The 17,353-nt window shown below is 62.8% G+C and carries 16 protein-coding genes and 1 pseudogene; 11 read left to right on the top strand and 6 right to left on the bottom strand.

The annotated features are described in order from the left end of the window. Positions 1-248 precede the first annotated feature (248 nt). Positions 249-326 (top strand): annotated as a pseudogene (locus AAIO73_RS03715) (winged helix-turn-helix transcriptional regulator); the annotation flags it as partial. Between the two features lie 192 nt (positions 327-518). Here the strand turns inward: AAIO73_RS03715 and AAIO73_RS03710 are convergent. Then, positions 519-1,409: a LysR family transcriptional regulator gene (locus AAIO73_RS03710; RefSeq protein ID WP_345876388.1), complete on the bottom strand. Its 891-nt coding sequence runs from the start codon at positions 1,407-1,409 to the stop codon at positions 519-521. A gap of 95 nt (positions 1,410-1,504) precedes the next feature. Here AAIO73_RS03710 and AAIO73_RS03705 point away from each other — a divergent pair, with 95 nt between their 5' ends. Beyond that, the gene (locus tag AAIO73_RS03705; protein ID WP_345876386.1) at positions 1,505-1,840 is read left to right on the top strand and encodes a nuclear transport factor 2 family protein; all 336 of its coding nucleotides are present in this window, start codon (positions 1,505-1,507) and stop codon (positions 1,838-1,840) included. Next, positions 1,837-2,625, top strand: coding sequence for an SDR family oxidoreductase (locus AAIO73_RS03700; protein ID WP_345876385.1), 789 nt, complete (start codon positions 1,837-1,839; stop codon positions 2,623-2,625). Before AAIO73_RS03705 ends, AAIO73_RS03700 begins: the two co-directional genes overlap by 4 nt. Positions 2,626-2,926: 301 nt before the next feature. On the opposite strand, the gene AAIO73_RS03695 is transcribed toward AAIO73_RS03700, so the two are convergent. The 3 genes from AAIO73_RS03695 to AAIO73_RS03685 all read right to left on the bottom strand — a co-directional run bounded on the left by AAIO73_RS03695 (position 2,927) and on the right by AAIO73_RS03685 (position 6,931). Continuing rightward, the gene (locus AAIO73_RS03695) at positions 2,927-3,298 is read right to left on the bottom strand and encodes a response regulator (RefSeq protein WP_345876384.1); all 372 of its coding nucleotides are present in this window, start codon (positions 3,296-3,298) and stop codon (positions 2,927-2,929) included. Next, the gene (locus AAIO73_RS03690) at positions 3,298-6,057 is read right to left on the bottom strand and encodes a GAF domain-containing protein (protein ID WP_345876382.1); all 2,760 of its coding nucleotides are present in this window, start codon (positions 6,055-6,057) and stop codon (positions 3,298-3,300) included. The genes AAIO73_RS03695 and AAIO73_RS03690 overlap by 1 nt, the downstream gene beginning before the upstream one ends. 475 nt (positions 6,058-6,532) lie before the next feature. Beyond that, positions 6,533-6,931 (bottom strand): VOC family protein, encoded by a 399-nt coding sequence (locus tag AAIO73_RS03685; RefSeq protein WP_345876380.1) that lies wholly within the window; start codon positions 6,929-6,931, stop codon positions 6,533-6,535. A 384-nt stretch (positions 6,932-7,315) separates the two neighbouring features. On the opposite strand from AAIO73_RS03685, the gene AAIO73_RS03680 reads away from it, so the two are divergent. The 3 genes from AAIO73_RS03680 to AAIO73_RS03670 all read left to right on the top strand — a co-directional run bounded on the left by AAIO73_RS03680 (position 7,316) and on the right by AAIO73_RS03670 (position 11,148). After that, positions 7,316-7,726 carry a DUF2946 family protein gene (locus AAIO73_RS03680; RefSeq protein ID WP_345876378.1) on the top strand — a complete coding sequence of 137 codons (411 nt, stop codon included), beginning with the start codon at positions 7,316-7,318 and terminating at the stop codon, positions 7,724-7,726. 84 nt (positions 7,727-7,810) lie between these two features. Beyond that, positions 7,811-10,024 carry a TonB-dependent receptor gene (locus AAIO73_RS03675; protein ID WP_345876376.1) on the top strand — a complete coding sequence of 738 codons (2,214 nt, stop codon included), beginning with the start codon at positions 7,811-7,813 and terminating at the stop codon, positions 10,022-10,024. Then, positions 10,024-11,148, top strand: a complete 1,125-nt coding sequence (locus AAIO73_RS03670) for a PepSY-associated TM helix domain-containing protein (RefSeq protein WP_345876374.1) — start codon at positions 10,024-10,026, stop codon at positions 11,146-11,148. The genes AAIO73_RS03675 and AAIO73_RS03670 overlap by 1 nt, the downstream gene beginning before the upstream one ends. 124 nt (positions 11,149-11,272) lie before the next feature. Here the strand turns inward: AAIO73_RS03670 and AAIO73_RS03665 are convergent, their stop codons facing one another. Continuing rightward, positions 11,273-11,665, bottom strand: a complete 393-nt coding sequence (locus AAIO73_RS03665; RefSeq protein WP_345876891.1) for an ACT domain-containing protein — start codon at positions 11,663-11,665, stop codon at positions 11,273-11,275. Between the two features lie 261 nt (positions 11,666-11,926). Then, the gene (locus tag AAIO73_RS03660; protein WP_345876372.1) at positions 11,927-12,484 is read right to left on the bottom strand and encodes a hypothetical protein; all 558 of its coding nucleotides are present in this window, start codon (positions 12,482-12,484) and stop codon (positions 11,927-11,929) included. A gap of 170 nt (positions 12,485-12,654) precedes the next feature. Between AAIO73_RS03660 and AAIO73_RS03655 the strand changes: the two genes are divergently transcribed. From AAIO73_RS03655 to AAIO73_RS03635, 5 genes are all read left to right on the top strand, one after another. Further along, positions 12,655-13,140 carry a cupin domain-containing protein gene (locus tag AAIO73_RS03655; protein WP_345876371.1) on the top strand — a complete coding sequence of 162 codons (486 nt, stop codon included), beginning with the start codon at positions 12,655-12,657 and terminating at the stop codon, positions 13,138-13,140. Further along, the gene (locus tag AAIO73_RS03650) at positions 13,137-14,084 is read left to right on the top strand and encodes an SMP-30/gluconolactonase/LRE family protein (RefSeq protein WP_345876369.1); all 948 of its coding nucleotides are present in this window, start codon (positions 13,137-13,139) and stop codon (positions 14,082-14,084) included. The genes AAIO73_RS03655 and AAIO73_RS03650 overlap by 4 nt, the downstream gene beginning before the upstream one ends. A 143-nt stretch (positions 14,085-14,227) precedes the next feature. Beyond that, positions 14,228-15,580 (top strand): alpha/beta hydrolase, encoded by a 1,353-nt coding sequence (locus AAIO73_RS03645; RefSeq protein ID WP_345876367.1) that lies wholly within the window; start codon positions 14,228-14,230, stop codon positions 15,578-15,580. Then, on the top strand, positions 15,577-17,115 hold the full coding sequence (locus tag AAIO73_RS03640) for a GMC family oxidoreductase (RefSeq protein ID WP_345876365.1): 1,539 nt from the start codon (positions 15,577-15,579) through the stop codon (positions 17,113-17,115). Before AAIO73_RS03645 ends, AAIO73_RS03640 begins: the two co-directional genes overlap by 4 nt. Positions 17,116-17,152: 37 nt before the next feature. Then, complete coding sequence (locus AAIO73_RS03635; RefSeq protein WP_345876364.1) at positions 17,153-17,335, top strand: helix-hairpin-helix domain-containing protein; 183 nt, start codon at positions 17,153-17,155, stop codon at positions 17,333-17,335. The last annotated feature ends 18 nt before the right edge of the window (positions 17,336-17,353 follow it).

Genomic DNA, 17,353 nt, shown 5'->3' with positions numbered 1-17,353 from the left:
GCTCCGGTCTGGAAATGTGACCTGGACCAGCCATGTGACCTCCGGCGTCCCGCCAAGAAGGCATTTTTGGAAGACATAGTCACATGGAGCGCCCCCCCCCCGAGCCGATTCATGCCGAATGCAAGCGGTTCAGCGGGGTCCTCGGCCTGATCGGCGACAAATGGACCGTCATGATCGTGATGACGCTCACGGAGTAGCCGCGACGGTTCAACGACATCAGGCGAACCATCGGCGGCATCAGCCAGCAGATGCTCGCCCGAACGCTACGTGCGCTTGAGCGTGATGGCAAGGTGACCCGCACCGTCCACCCGCCCGTGCCGCCACAGGTGGAGTACGACCTCACAGCGCTTGGTAGGTCGCTGGCCGGCCCGATCCGCGAACTAAGTACTGGGCCGGCGGACACATTGCGGAAATCGAGAACAACCGGTCGGCATTTGACGCGGATAGCGACCGCCCATGGCCGAAGAAAATCCGCAGGGATCATTCATCGGCGCCAATCACCGTTCCGCGGTAATCGCTCAACCGATCTCCCGAGCCATTTCGATCAGAGCCCTAAAGGCGGCGGACGAGTTGCGTCGGCTTGGGTAATAGAGGCTCAACCGGGCCAGAGGCGGTGTCCACTCTCCAAGCACCCGGACAAGCCGTCCCGCCTTGATGTCGTCGTGGACGTCGGCCTCCATGAAATAGCCGATCGCCACGCCATCAAGCACCGCGATCCGTGCGAGGCTCGCCTCGTCTAGGGTCATCGGGCCGTCGACGTCGATCTGAAGCGGCTCACCGTCTTTCTGGAATTGCCAACGATGCAGTGCGCCGTTCGGCAGGCGGATGCGCAGGCATTCGTGCCGCAGCAGATCGGGGGGCACGCGCGGCTTGCCGTTTGCCTCCAGATAACCAGGTGACGCCACGACCGCGAAGCTGCGCGGAGGTCCGACCGGAATGGCAATCATATCGCTCGGCACGAGGTCGGCGCTCCTCAAACCTAGATCGAAGCCCGCCTCGACGATGTCGACGATCCGCCCCTCGGTAACCAGATCGATGTGCACCTGCGGATAGCGCTTCAGAAACCGGATCAGTAGCGGGCACAGGATCTCTCGCGCGCCGCTTGCGAACGCGTTGATGCGCAGTGTCCCCGATGGCGTTTCCACCTGCGATCGCGCGACGCTCATGGCATCGTGCAGCGCCCTGACCGCTGGCCTGATCTGATCAACGAAGATTTGCCCCGCGTCGGTGAGCGAGACGCTGCGCGTCGTGCGATTGAACAGCCGGACACCGACCCGACGCTCGAGCTTGGCGATCAGGTTGCTCAGCGCCGTCGTGGAAAGGCCAAGTTCCAGCGCCGCCACGCGGAACGATCCATTGCGAGCGATGGCGAGGACCGCGTCGAATTCGCTCAGGCCATCTCCCGCCATTATCCTGATATCCGGAATGTCAGATGTCGATTTGCCTCGATTATCATTGGCAATCGTATCGCCAGATTGGTCGTGTCCCGTCAAGGAGCCAAGCAGTGACAATCGACCTTCCAAACCCCATCGCCGACTATGTCGCCTCAAACGCCCGTCTGGACGTGGACGGCATGTTGCGGCCCTTCGCCGCCGACGTGGTCGTTCACGACCTTGGCATCGGCAAGCGGTTCGAGGGGACTGCCGAGCTGCGCACGCTGTTCGAGGAGGAGGTCGTTCCGGTGCGGGCGATCTTCACGCCGGAAGCAGTCCGCTGCGAAGGCGGCAAGGTGATCGTCGAGGGGCCCGCACATGGAGATTTTCCGGGCAGCCCCCTCCGCTTCACCTACCGCTTCACGCTTCGAAATGAGGCGATCACGGCGCTGGAGATCATGCCGTGACCGCCGCGATCGATGCGACCGAGTTCGCCGGGAAGCGCGTCCTAATTAGCGGCGGCACCAAGGGTCTGGGCCGCGCGACCGTCGAGCGCTTCCAGGCGGGAGGAGCGCAGGTCATCACCGCTGCTCGATCGGATGGCAGTGCGCTGGCCGATGCGATTTTCGTCAAGGCGGACCTTACAACCGCAGAGGGCGCTGCGGCGCTTGCCGAGGCGGCACTCGACCGGATGGGCGGCATCGACATCGTCGCGCATGTCATTGGCGGATCGGTATCGCCCGGCGGCGGCTTTGCAGCACTTACCGACGCGCACTGGCTGGCCGAGCTGAACCTCAATCTGCTGGCCGCCGTCCGGCTCGATCGGATCCTCATTCCGCAGATGATCGACCGGGGAAGCGGCACGATCGTCCATGTCACCTCGATTCAAGCCATCCTGCCGCTGCCTGAATCGACGACCGCCTATGCCGCTGCCAAGGCGGCGCTCAGGACCTACAGCAAGTCCCTGTCGAAGGAGCTCGGGCCCAAAGGCGTGCGGGTCAACGCCGTCTCCCCCGGCTGGATCATGACCGAGGCCGCAGGTGACTTTCTGGAGCGCATCCGCAGCGCGACAGGCGGCACGATCGAGGACGCGCGGCAGCAGGTGCTCGATGGCCTCGGCGGCATACCGATCGGGCGGGCTGCTGAGCCCCACGAGGTCGCCGACCTGATCGCCTATCTGGCATCGGACCGCGCGGCGGCGATCCATGGCGCCGAGTTTATCATCGACGGCGGCACGGTCCGAACCGTTTGAACGTGCGGCGCTGGGTCTGGCCGGTTTCTGCGTCGGTTGCGCCGTGACTGAGCAGACCTGCAAATGGACGTCCAGCCGCGTAGAGACTGAACTCCAAACCGGCCGCTCGTTCATGCGGGTAGGCTGACCCCGCGGCCAGCCTGCGCAGGCACATGAAACGGGTTGCGATTGGGACAAACCCGCCATCTGCAGCGGCTCCATCGATCGGCGGGTTTAGCCCAGAGCCGCCATTCGTGGTTATCTGGAGCAAGTGGTGTCGGACACGAGGTCGTGTTCCGAAAACCCCATCGCCTGCAATAAATCAGGAAGTTAGCCGATCGATCTCAGACAGCACGTATCGAGGGTCAAAAGGTTTGGCGACGAAGAAAGAGCGTTCCGGCAGGTCAGCTTGTGAAGGCCGGACGTTACCGGAAACAATCGCGATCAGCACTGGTGGGTACCTATCACGAACGTAGCGTGCAAGTCGCAGACCATCCATCGACCCCTTCATCTGGATGTCTGTTAGGACAATTCTAATCTCGGGATGACCGGCTAGGATCTTGATCGCTTCGTCGCCGTCCTCAGCTTCAAACGCGATAAAACCACGGTCGCTGAAAAAATCCATCAGATCGTGACGTATAAACACCTCATCTTCAACGATGAGGATTGCCCGTGGCGGAATTGCCTGACCCATTACGCGGTTACCAATTCGCCTGCACCGACTAGCGGCGCTTTGATCCGAAACTCGACTCCTTCAGGCGGGTAGCTCAACACCGTCTCGCCCCTGAAGTACGATCGCAGCGAACGTTCGATTAGCCGTGTTCCAAAGCCCCTGCGTGTGGGGAGCGAAACGATCGGACCGTCGCGCTCCTGCCATAACAAGGTGAACATTGGGTTCGCGTCAGATCCACTCACCTCCCACGTCAACGTCACAGTGCCGGTATGGTTGCTCAGGGCACCGTATTTCAGCGCGTTGGTGACCAGCTCGTGGACCGCGAGCGTGAGGGCGAGTGCCGACTGCGGATTGAGACGCACCGCCGGACCATTGATCGCGATCCGGTCCTGCTTATCGGCAACGGCCGCCAAGCCGGCTTCCAGGACCGTATCGAGGTCCGACGCTTCCCACGATGTCGCGGTCAGCACATCCGTCGCCCGGCCCAGGGATGCCAGACGTGATGAGAAGGCAGCAGAGGCATCCTCCAGTGTCACTGCATCACGCAGCGTCTGGTTGGCAATCGATTGGACGATGGCCAAGACGTTTTTTAGTCGATGGCTCAATTCGCCATTGAGAAGTAGCTGCTGCTCACGCGCCTCCTGCAAAGTCGTGTGGTCACGCGATACGGACAGGATGCGCACCACCTCGCCGTTCTCGCCGAAGATGGGCGAAACCGACACCGACCAGAATTTCGGGGTGCCCAGGAATGTGTCGGCTGCGATCTCGAAATGGGCCGATCGACCGGCTCTCGCCGCTGCAAGCGCCTCTTTGCCCAGACCAACGCCGTCGTCCTTCAGGAAACTCGGCCAGAAGCAGCCTTTGACGGCGTTGAAGTCGCTGATCTCCATCACCTTCATGCCGCCATCGCTCATGAAGGTGAGATCGCCGTTGAGGTCGAGCACCTTGATACAATCGGTCGAGGCAGCAAGAACGCTGCGCATAAAGCTTTCGCTCTCGCGCAGGTCCTGTTCTGCGCGGCGACGTTCGATCGCAACCCGGATACGACTTGCCGCCTCTGCGACGAATGCCACCTGCTGCGTCGTCCATTGGCGCGGAACGTTATCGTTCACGAAGAAGATCGCGACCGTTCGACCATTCTCCACCACCGGAAGATTGATCATCGTTCGAACGGCGAGGCTTTCGAAAATTTCCGCTCGAGGCGATGTTCGTGGATCATGCCGCACATCGGGAATGACGACGGGGCGACCAGCCCGGAGGTCGATAGCGTAGTCGCCATAATCGTCGACGCGGTACTGCCCGACAAGCCGGGGACAGCCATCCACCGTCCAGTGCTCCGGCACGGTGATCATTTCCCCGTCAGCATCGAGCGTACCATACCCAGCCCGAACCACGCCGAGCGTCTTGGCCACTATCTCCGTCGCCTGATCGATCGCATGTTCCATATCGGATGCCTCCGACAGAAAATGCCCAATGTCGGTAAGCGCCTCACGCTTTTTCTCGGCGCGGATGCGATCCGTCACTTCAAGGAAAATGACAGTGAACCGATCCTCCCCGACGGATTGGCAGACCCCGTCATACCAACGATCCAGCCCTCCGACCTGACGGGTAAAGCGCTTGGCCTCGCCGGTATCGACAACTTCGGCGAACTCGTTGACCCATGCGTCTCCAATTCCCGGGAAGAGGTCGCGAATCGTCTTTCCGATCGCCGTGCCCCGCTCGATACCCACCAGGTCATACCAGGCGTCGTTTACTTCCTCATACCGCCAGTCAGAGATCCTGCCGTCGGCATCGCGCACGACTTTGGCGAGGATGAAACCCTCTTCGAGCGTCTTGAACAGGGTGCGCCATTTCTCCTCATTGGCCTGCAACCTGTCGGTGGCGCGGGCTTCCACCTCCCGCAGGGCTTCACCGGCAGCATGTGCTTCGGTGCGATCACGCAGCACCTTCACATAGCCGACATGTTGGCCGTGCTGGTCCATCAATGGGGACGTCACATCGACGGCCAATATGGGTCGCCCGTCTTTGCGAACCATCCAATGCTCAACACACGCTCGACCTTCTTCGTGAGCTTGCGCCAGATCCGACCCCAGCCTGTCGGCGTTGATATCTACGTCGGTGAATAGGATCGAAGCGCTCTTTCCAATCACTTCATCCCTTGACCAGCCAAGCACGTTCATCGCGCCGGAAGTCCACTCGACGATATGGCCATCGAGATCGGTCGTGACGATCGCAAAATCCTGAGCGCTGTCCATGATGGCGCGCTGTCGCGCCTCCGATGCGGCGACCTGCCGTGCCGCAAGACGTTGTTCGAGCTGCGCCATGACCTGTCGAGCCAGGACGCGGATCGAGCGTATCTGTACGTCCGACAATTGCCTCGGCTGGTAGTCGAGCACGCACAGCGTCCCGATTGGAAGGCCCTCGTCCGTCTTCAGCAGTGCACCGGCATAAAAGCGGATATGAGGCTCGCCAGTGACCAGGGGGTTGCATGCAAACCGCGGATCGGCCGTCGCGTCGGGAACAAGGAGGAAATCCTGCTCCAAAAGCGCGTGCGCGCAGAACGACGTATTCAGCGGCGTTTCGCGAACCCCGAGACCCACCTCTGCCTTAAAGAACTGGCGGCACTCCCCGATCAGATTCACGACCCCGATCGGCGCCTCGCAAATCGCAGCGACCAGCTCGGCCAGCTCGTCGAACGCCGACTCTCGCGGACTGTCCAACACCTCAAATTTTGCGAGCGCCGCCAAACGCCGCTGCTCACGCGCTGCAGAATCAGTCATTGATTTCCACGATTTGCCCTTCCGCGGCACGCTAGCACCACAATCGCAGCCTTGCCACCGTCGGGAACATTAAAGAAACATCTTCAAGCCGCTTCACGGAGAACTGTTGGCGCGATCGGCGTGTGTCGAGGCGGAGAAGCATACGACAACCAGCCCGTAAACCGGCGATGCTGATCAACTCGTCGCGAACCTGCGATTGACCGCGTTCGGCTTGAGCAGCCATTAGGATATTGCTTTCCGAACGATCGGCTTTGGTCGAGAACCGCCGCCCTTCCGTACTGCAGCGGCAACCCAATATCGGTCGTTCGAGCACCTTTGCACGCGATCCGAAACCGGCCGTTCATTCATCGCCATCAGGCCTGCTGATCGACACCGGTTTCTGGCTTGAGTGGCCGCTGTCGGCAGAGAAGCGAACATTCGCGCGATCGCATAATCTGGATCCGCTAGGGTTAGAAGCGGACCCATGTCGGACAGATCAGGCGGGAAAATGAATTCCGCATAGTTTGTTGCCGTCAGGATCGCGAAAATAGGCAAGTTCGACTGTCCCCAGCGATGCCGTATTGCGCGGGCCGGGCGGGGCTTCGATCGAGGTGCCACCGTTGGCGACCGCGGTATCATGAAGCTGCTTCACTTGTTCGGGCGAGTTGCACGAAAAGGCAACGGTGCTCCCGTTCGCGACGCTCGCTGGTTCGTCGTTGATCGGCTGGCTGACAATGAAGTTAGTTCCGCCGCCGGTATTGTAGATCAGACGTACATGGCCGCTATCGGCTACGTTCCTCGTCCCTTCCCCTGCACCCAAGGTGCCGAGCACCGTATCGTAGAAGCGCTTGGAACGCTCAATGTCGTTCGATCCGAGCATGGTGTGGAAAAGCATGCATACTCTCCTTGAGGCTGATCGACTTCCGGTCGCCATTAGCCTTCTCACCTAACCTGCCCATAGGCCTCGGTCACCCCCGGGTCGTCGGGATGTCCGCAATCGGGCACGAGTAGACAAGCCGCCCTTCGCCGGTAAGACCCAAATCCGGTCATTCGCGCCGTCTTCGTCGCTTCTGAACTTCAGACATTCATTGATGTTCGGAGTGGGGAGCCGTGCAGCCAGCATCAGCGTGGGCCGGACGGTCGTTAGCTGTCGCGAAAAGGATCGAGAAAGGAGAAAGCGGCGGCTTCACAAAACCCTGTTATCAATGCGTTTTGAGAAAGCCGAAGCGGGGCGGAATGTCCAAGTGACACTTCCTGCTAAGATCGGTAGTCGGCTCCTGTGCAGGCCATTCGGCATCTTCTCGCGCAACGCCACCTCGCCGTGCTGATCTGCGCAGCGACGCTGCTGCTGAAGCTGCTGGTCCCCACCGGCTACATGATCGGCAGCGATCATGGCCGCGTCACCATTACCATCTGCTCCGGCACCGCGCCGCGCACGATGACGATGGAAATGCCGCGGATGCAGGGCAACATGCCCGACCACGGCAAGTCGAAGGATCATGGCAAGGCAGAAATGCCCTGCGCCTTCTCGAGCCTGTCGGCGGCGATGCTGGGGTCGATCAGTCCCGTCCAGCTTGCTGCGCTGATCGTCTTTATCCTGGCTCTTGGTCTGATCGCGACCATCCCGCCGGCGCCCTCACGTCCAGCCTATCTCCGCCCCCCGCTGCGAGGACCACCGGCCTACCTCTGACCTGTCATTCCGCGCCGTCTCGTTCGGCGCGACCATGAACTGCGGCCCGCGCCTCACAGCGTCGAGCCGGTCAAAGGTATTTCCATGCTTCGAACACACCTTCTGGCGGGTGCCGCTGCGCCGTGCCTGCTGCTCGCTATCCCGGCCACGGCACAAACCCGGGATTCCACAGACGACCGCACCGATGCGACGATCGTCGTCACCGGCCAGCGCGATCCGCTGAAGCTGGACAATCAGGCGCAGGCTGGCAGCCGGCTTGGCCTATCGATCCGCGAGACGCCGGCGAGCGTCGAGATACTGACGCAGGACGATCTCCAGGTTCGCGGCCTCCGCACCGCGCGTGAGACGTTCAACGATGTGGTGGGCGCGATCGCAGGCAACGTGCCGGGCAATCCGGCCGTCGTCAGCCTGCGGGGCTTCGCCGGCAACACGGTGTCGATCCTTCAGGACGGCGTGCGGGTATCGGCATCGACCGTCGTCCAGCGCGATAGCAATAACTGGCACTATGATCGGGTCGAGGTGTTGAAGGGACCGGCATCGGTTCTCTACGGCGAGGGCGCACTGGCCGGTGTCATCAACAAGGTGACGCGCAAGCCGGTGCTGGGCGAACGCCACCTCGACACGCTGCTGTCGGTCGGGAGCTTCGACACGGTGTTCGCGGCCGGCGGGGTCAACCTCCCGGTATCGTCCACGATCGCGGTACGGGCGGACGCCAGCTACCAGCGATCGGACAGTCTTTACGACGTCGATAACAACGACACCTTCTCGGCCGGGCTGACAGTCGGTACACTATGGAAGCCGAGTGATCGCCTCTCGCTGCTCGTCGCGGTCGATCATTTCGAGGATCGCTACGATGCCACCTATCAGGGTCTGCCCCTGATCCCCGGTCAATATGCGCTGCGCCCGACCGACGCTGTGACGAGTGCGAATGGCCTGGTCGCCGATCGCGCGCTGCGCCGGCGCAACTACAATCCCCAGGGGGCCTATTCCGGTGCCGACGAGACGACGGTGCGCTCGCGGCTCGACTGGTCGATCGGCAGCGGGTGGACCTTCGCGCTCGACCTGACAGGCTACACCGCCGATCGCGCGTTCCTGCTGGCGGACAGTCAGACCTTCGTCGCGCCCACCGCGGCATTCCCGAACGGCAGCTTTCGCCAGACCTATCAGGATATCCGGCACGATCACCAGTTCTGGAGTGCGCGTGGGGTGATCGGCAATGACAGCCGGATCGCGGACCTCCGCAACCGCTTCAGACTCGGCGTCGAACACAACGACACCGATTTCGTCAGCTTGCGTCAGACGGCCCCAACTTCGGCCCTCCCGGCGGTGGACGTGCGCAATCCGGCCATCGTGCCGCTGCCTACGGGAACGGCAATCTTCACCGCCGGCAACGTCACCTTCGATTCCAAGCTGAAACAGACCTCCGTCTTCGCGGAGGATGCGGTGAACCTGACGCCGAAGTGGCTGCTGGTCGGCGGGGTGCGCTGGGACCACATGGAGCTGGACCGCGCGACGATCCAGAATGTCAGCGGCGCGGTCGATCGCAACAGCCCGACCTTCGATCCCGTGTCATGGCGGGCGGGCACGACCTGGGACGTAGGCGATGGCCTGACCCTCTATGCGCAATATACGACGGCGGTATCGCCGGTATCCTCGATCCTGCTGGCCTCGATCGCCAACAGCCGCTTCCGGCTGACCAAGGGGCGGGCCTACGAGGCCGGGTTCAAGGCGAGCGGATGGGGCGGTCGGGCAAGCGTCACCGGCGCGGCCTATCGCATCGAGCAGCGCGACATCCTGACCCGTGATCCTAACAACCCGACGCTGACGGTGCAGGGCGGGCAGCAGTCGTCGCAGGGCGTCGAGTTGTCAGCCGTCGTCTCGCCAGCGAAGGCGCTGCGCCTGTCGGGCGGCGTATCCTACACCGACGCGCAATATGACGAACTGTCCGAGCTGGTGGGGGGCGTGCGGATCAACCGGAGCGGCAACCGCCCGATCAATGTCCCTTCGACCACGGTCAACGCCTCGGCGCTCTACACCATCGCCAACAAGGTGACGTTGGGCGGCTTCCTCCGTCACGCCAGCGCCTTCTACACCGACACGGCCAATACGATCCAGGTTGCCGGCCATACCGTGCTGGATGCCAGCCTGTCGTTCCCGGTCGCGCCGCAAGCGACACTGACGCTGCGCGGCCGGAATCTGACGGACGCCTTCTATGGCGAATATTCCGGCTACCCGACCACCAACGTCTATGTCGGCGCGCCACGATCGTTCGAGGTGGCACTGGCGACGCGGCTCTGATGTCCGGGCACCACCGATCGGCAGCATCGCGCGCGCGCATCCTCGTGCGTCGCGTCCATCTCTGGCTGGGGTTGAGCCTGGGGCTTCTGTTCGCGGTGCTGGGCCTCACCGGGTCGGCACTGGTGTTCTATACCGGCATCGACGCCGCGCTTCATCCCGTTGTCGAGCCTGGGCGGAGCGAACGTTCGCCGGACCTCGCGTCCCCCGTCTGGGACCGGGCGTTAGCGGCAGGACGCGCCCGCTGGCACGATTCCGCCGGCAAATGGACTATCGAGGTAACGGGCCGGGGCGGCACCATTCCAGCGCGCTTTTACCCATCGTCCGGGCACGGTCATCACGCCGATCGAATGATGGTCTGGTTCTCACCAGACGGCAGCCGGATCGTCCGTGCCGAACCTTGGGGCGGCTATCTGATGAGCTGGCTCTACCAGCTCCACATGGCGCTGCTCGCCGGCGACCTTGGGGGTCAGGTGGTAGGCTGGTCGGGCGTGGCTATGCTGCTGTTGCTGGTCAGCGGCATCGCGGCGTGGTGGCCGCGCGGAAGCTGGCGAAAGGCGATCGCCTTCAAACGCGACGCCGTACCGATCCGCCGGCTGCGCGACCTACACAAGCTGTCCGGCCTCTGGAGCATGGTGCTGCTGTTCGTGCTGGTCGCGACCGGCGTACTGCTGGCGCTGCCTGCCGTCACGCAGGCGTTCTTGCAGCCGGCGACTATCCCGGCCCCGAAATCATCTGACGAGGGGGGCGGTCGGGTCAGTATTGTTCGGGCGTTCGCAGCCGCATACCGGGCATTGCCGGACGGTAGAATCGTCTTCGTGGATATCCCCGGTGCCGATGATGCGCCGGTTCGCGTCCGGCTTCAGGTGCCCAGCGATCCCCATCGGCGCTTCCCGGGCAGCTACGTCTTCATCGACCAGTTCTCCGGCCGCGTGTTGGCGGTGCATGACGTTCGTCATGCCGGCACCGGAACGGCCGTGGTGAGCTGGGTCCGCACGCTGCACGACGGGACCGTTGGAGGCTTGGCGACGCGCATTCTGGCGGTGTTGCTGGGCTTCGTTCCCACGCTTCTCCTCGCGACAGGCGTCCTTCACTGGCTCCGACGTCGTGCGGCTCACGCAATCTGACGCTCCTTTCCCGTTTAAGAACGCCTAGCGAGACGGCGCGGGCGTTCTAGGAATTGATCGAGTTTCGGGAATCGTGCCGGCGTTAGTCCATCCGCACTCGCAAGGTGCGGATGGACCTGTCGCATCAGTGGTGGGGCGAACTGGCGCGTCGCTGCACATCTTTAAGAACCTCGACAGCCCGTCCTGCCATCGGTTCCGGAACGAACACGTTGTCGTGATGATAGGCAGCGATCATGTTGCACGGGATGCCTTCGTCCGCGAGGGCGGTGGCAACGCCGGCAGTCAGACCTACGCCGTCGAGCGCCGAGAAAACCTCCAAAACGATCCGCGACATCGGTACAGACAGGTCAAAGCCGTGCAGCGTCGCGTCATCTTCGGCAAGTACCAAGGCGACACCCTCGTCTTCGCGGAATAGAGCAAGGCTTCGACCGGAGAGTGCAGTCAGAACTGTCTTGTTGTTGGTCGTGCAGAAGAAATATCTGCCGTCTTTCAGCGTCGGTTTCATACCTGCGAGCATAGCTCGCCGCTCGCGCACAAGATCATGTGTCATCTATCACCTGAACATTCGATTCGCCGAGATTGACCCAGCCTGACAGATCAGGCTGGGCGGCTAATTCGACGATCGATGGCGCGGCGATAGGTCACGTCGTTTCTATACCTTCGCTGGCGTTCCGGTAACACCCCCGTTCGCCATTCCCAATTGTCAACGGCGAGCCAGACGATGCGGGCATTCCCAAAGGGATAGAATTTCGGGAAATCTCGGACGCGAACGACCAACTCAAATGATCGTGCCGAACTCCATGCTTACTGGCTCGATCATAGACAAGGAGTGCTCACAATCCACGTTGCCGATCCAAACAGCGCAGATCGCTTCGGCATGATCCTGATCTCTGGCAAAGGCCAGATCAATGAACGTGCCATCCTGCAGCTTCACGAGATGCTGTCGCCGCCACCCTGGCTGGTGCTTCAGATGACGGACGATCATCGCCGCATAGGCGGCTCGCATCGAGCTTTCCTTGACACCCGACTTCAGTCTGAAGCGACCAAGCCCGATGCCGCTCCCCGCCACGACCGGCTGCGGATCGAGCGATGGGTCGATGTAGTGACCCATGCTCGTGACCGTCGCCACCGAGCCGCGAAAGTCAGCAAATTCAGCGGCGTTCCCAACCACCTTTGCGGCGAGACGGGCGCTATGATGGTCGGTCCAGGCAACCAGATCGACCCGCTCGTTCGGATCTTCCACACCTTTGAAAGGCGTCCAGGTGATGAAGCCTGGTTGGTGGCTCAGCAACGCGCTCGCATGGTCGCGAACGGTGTCCGCCTGATCCGCATCCATCTTGGAGATGGACGCTGGTAAGATACAGCGTACAGGTGTTGGCGCGCAAAGGCACCACGCCGCAGGTTTGGCGCACGGCGTGCTCCCCAGCATCACGCAACCTCCTAACGCACCCACCGTTAAAATCCTGCCGGCGATCGCACCGCGTCGTGCTGTTGGAGAAGACGAGGATGATGGACCTGCCGACCGGAGTGGCGCTCGCCAACGACGGAACCGATTCCAATCGGCCGCCGATACTGCCCTTCCTCCATATGTGGACCCAGGCCGACGGCAGCAGCCGGATCGATCTGTCGCACATGACCGGATTTGAACAGAAGAGCGTCGGTGGCGGGGCGGCCCCGCAATGGATGCGGCCGTTCCCGGGCGAGGTGAGCGCGATCAATTTCGCGGTGCTGCCGGTCGGTTGGGTCGGGGATTGGCACGAAAGCCCCAAACCGCAATGGGTGATCCCGTTGCACGGACGCTGGTTCATCGAGACGATGGACGGCAACCGGGTGGAAATGGGGCCGGGCGACATTCATTTCGGGCAGGATCAGGACACGACCGACGGCAAGGGCCATCGATCCGGCCAGATCGGCGACGAGCCCTGCTTCCAGGTCATGATCCAGTTCGCCGCGTCGCCCGCTACCCAGACGCGTGACCCGTTCGGGAAATGAGCATCGCGTTGGCGACGCCGATTGCCCCGTTGTTGCTGCCGGCACGGCTCCGCCCGCCCGGTCCGCCCGCGCCGACCGACGTGCCGCCGCCCATGATCCACCACGCCGATGCGCGGGCGGTGCTCGACGGCGCACGTCTCGTGACGCTGTACGATCAGGCGAACTGGAGCGAAGGGCCTGCATGGTGGCCCCGCGAGCGGACGCTGGTATGGAGCGACATTGTCGGCCGCCGCGTGCTGGGTCGGCGCGAGGACGGCGCAGTCGACGTACTTCTCGATGCGACACCATTCATCAACGGCAATGCGGTGCTGCCGGATGGCGGACTGGTCCACTGCGAACACGGCCGCCGTGCGATCAGCCGGTCCGAGGGTATGGGCGTGGCGACCCCCATCGCATGGATGGCGGAGGGTAGCCGACTGAACGCACCCAACGACGTCATCGTTGGTCCCGATGGCGCGATCTGGTTCAGCGATCCGACCTTCGGCCTTGAAAATCCGAAGCAAGGCGTGCCCACCCGTTCGGAGAGCCGGCGCACCGCCATCTGCCGGATTGGCGAGGATGGTGTGGTGCGGCGCATGACCGACATGACGCAACCAAACGGCCTCGCCTTTTCGCCCGATGGTCGCATCTTCTACGCCTCGCAGACCCCCGAGCATGGCGAAGGCGAAGTCGCGATTCATGCGTTCGACTGGGATGGGACCGCGCTGTCAAACCAGCGGCGGTTTGCGACCGTGGACGATGGGATACCCGATGGTTTCACCGTCGACCGGCGGGGTTGGCTGTGGAGCAGTTCGGGCAAGGGGATCGAACTCTTCGACGCCGTTGGTACCCATCTCGCTACCGTGCCGACGCCTGGGATGTGCAGCAACTGTACGTTCGACAGCGACGAAACCCGCTTGTTCGTGACCGGTGGCGCGTGTTTATGGATGCTGCCGCTAGCCTAGCAGGGTCACAATTGATCGACCCAACCCACGGGAACAAAATTCTCGAAAATTATTGATCAGAATTAATTTCTGTCCACTGCGGACGCTCGGGAACGCGAACACGTCTGCGTCGTCCAGCAGGGAACTCCGCTGAATGAGGCTGCATGACACGACCGACCTTGGTATTCCTGCACGCTCTTGGCGCAAGCGGCCGGGAATGGGATCTGGTGCGTCGGCATTTGCCGGACCACCCCAGCCTTGCACTCGACCTTCCCGGGTTCGGCGAACGGGCCTGTGATGGCTATGCCGATGTCGCGGCGATGGCCGACAACCTTGCCAACACGATCCGCGCGCAGCGGCTGACGGCGTGTGTCTTGGTAGGGCACAGCATGGGTGGCAAAATCGTCACGCTGGTAGCGGCCCGTGCGACAGCGGGCGAGGAAGGACTTGCCGGTATCCTCGGCGTGGTGCTGGTCGCGGCCTCGCCGCCCGCCCCCGAACCGATCGAGGATGACCGCCGGGCACAGATGATGGACTGGGTTGCGGACGGTCAGGTCGCGCACGACGACGCCGAAATCTTTGTGGATACCAATTGCGCTGCCCCCCTTCCCCATCGATTGCGTGAGCAGGCGATCGCTGATGTCGAGCGGTCTTGCCGCGAGGCGTGGCTGGGCTGGCTCGAGCGCGGCAGTCGGGAGGATTGGGCGGCGCGCGTCGGCGAGGTCGGAGTTCCCGCGCTGATCCTCGCCGGAGCCGAGGACGGCGACTTGGGCGAGGCGGCTCAGCGTACGTTGAACCTGCCGCACTACCCGAATGGCACGGTCATGACGATCGACGACGCGGCGCATCTGATACCTTATGAACAGCCAGAAGCGCTGGCAAAGGCGATCGCGGGTCATAGCGCAGCCGTTTCGGCGGCATCACTCCCGGCGGGGTTCGTGCGGCTGCTCGGGTCGGATCGAGTCAGCCACCGGACGCGCGCGGCGATGCTCGCGCGGACCCGGCCGGTCAGGCGGGAGGCATCGGGCTGGTCGGATGCCGAACTAGAGTTGGTCGCCATACTGATCGCGCAGGTGTTGCCCGACTGCGACATCGCTCGCGAACTGGCCCGGCGGGTTGGCGTGGCGGTACATGGGCCGGGCGATGGCTGGCGTTTCGCCGACCTGCCGCCCGATCCAGAGGCATGGGAACGGGGCCTGGCGACGCTTGATCGGATCGCCGACGGTTTCGCAGGTTTGCCCAGTGACGCGCAGCGCCACTGGTTGCATCGGATAGACGCAGGCGAGGCGGGCACTGCAGACGATCCCAATTACCTATCGCCCACGCAGATGGCGCTGTGGTTCGCTGACGTTAGGGCGGAGATCGTGCGCCAGTGGATTGCCACCCCGGCGGCGATGGCCGCGATCGGCTATGACGGATTTGCGGTCGGCGGCGATGGTCCGCGCAAGCAGGGCTATACCCGCACCGCTGCCGACGACACCGAACAATGGCAACACATCCCGGAGACGACCGCATGAGCCGCGCTCCCTTCGCCACCAGCGAGATCGTGGATGCCGTGATCATCGGCACCGGTGCCGGTGGTGCTCCCCTGCTGTCGCAACTTGCGAAGGCCGGTTTGTCGGTAGTCGCGCTGGAGGCAGGCCGCGCCTTTCGACCGCACGAGCATGTCGCCGATGAACTGGCCGCCGACATTTATTGGATGGAGGAACGGTTGAGCGGCGGCGCGGACCCTACCGCGTTCGGATCGAACAATTCGGGAATGGGCGTCGGGGGATCGACGCTGCACTGGGGTGCCTTCTGTCCCCGCCCCGATCCGCGCGACCTCCAGCTTCGGTCACTGACGGGCGAAGGCGCGGACTGGCCGATCGATCATGCCGAACTGACCAGCTATATCGAACAGGTCGAGAATTTTACCGGCGTGTCTGGCCCGGCTCATTATCCCTGGGACGATGCCCGTCGCTACACCTATCCACCGGTACCGCGCAACGCTCCTGCGGACGCGATGGCGCGCGGCTGTGCCGCATTCGGCATCACCGCCACCGACGCGCCCGCGGCGCTGGTGTCGCGCGATCGCGATCAGCCCCACTGGGGCCAGCGGCAGGCGTGCGTCAACTGCGGCACCTGCCACCAAGGGTGCCGCAACGCCGCCAAGACCAGCATGGACACCAGTTACCTGCCCCACGCGGTCGCGCACGGTGCCGAAATACGCGCCGAAGCGCGAGTGCTGTCATTCGAGTTCGACGGCGATGGGCGGATCGGTGGTGTCGTCTATCGCCAGCGTGGAACAGACCATCGTCAGCGTTGCCGCGCGGTATTTCTGTGCGCCGGCGGTGTCGAAACACCGCGGCTGCTGCTGAACCTCGGCATCGCCAATTCGAGCGGTCAGGTCGGTCGCAACTTCATGGCGCACGTCGCGACGCAGGTCTGGGGGAGTTTCGACGCCGAAATGCGGATGAACCGCGGTTACCCTTCGTCCCTCATTACCGAAGACCTGCTGCGGCCAGACGACGCCGATTTTGTCGGCGGCTATCTGATTCAGAGCTTGGGTGTGTTACCGGTCAATCTCGCGAGCGGCCTCGCGCGAGGTGCGGGGCTGTGGGGCGAGCGCCTACAATCTTTACTGCGCAACTATAACCGGATGGCGGGGATTGGAATCAACGGCGACTGTCTGCCGCACCCTGACAACCGCCTGACCTTATCGGACGAGACCGACGCGTTCGGTCAACGCAAGGCGCGGATCGATTTCAGCTATCAGTCGAACGAACGGGCGATCGACCGGCACGCGCGCCGGACGATGACCGCAATCTGGGAAGCGGCAGAAGCGCAGGACATTTTTGCGGTCGACCGGTCGGCGCATACCATTGGCACCTGTCGCATGGGCACCGACGGAAACGATGCCGTGGTCGACGCCGAAGGGCGCAGCTTCGACATTCCCAACCTGCTGATCTGCGACAATTCGGTTTTCCCGAGCGCCCTTGCCGCAAACCCGGCCCTGACCATCATGGCATTGTCGCTGCGCACGGCGGATCGTTACCTCGCGGCGAAGCGGTAATTAGACATCCATTCATATAATTCACGAGGAGATTTCCATGATCGCCCTGAACAGCGCCACAGCTGCGGAACTGGACGAGGTGCCGCAACTGAAAGGACATGGTTTCGAAATCGTCCGATATCGCGAAGAGCGAGGTCGTTTCGATGATTTGCGGCAACTTGAGGAGGTACCAGGCCTCGCAGGAAAGTGGCAAGGCGCAAAGGCGGTCGTATCAATATAATAATGACCCAATGCTATT

It is taken from the genome of Sphingomonas epibiotica, assembly GCF_039615155.1.
Lineage (GTDB): Bacteria > Pseudomonadota > Alphaproteobacteria > Sphingomonadales > Sphingomonadaceae > Sphingomonas.
This window is presented reverse-complemented; position numbering and strand designations above follow the sequence as displayed.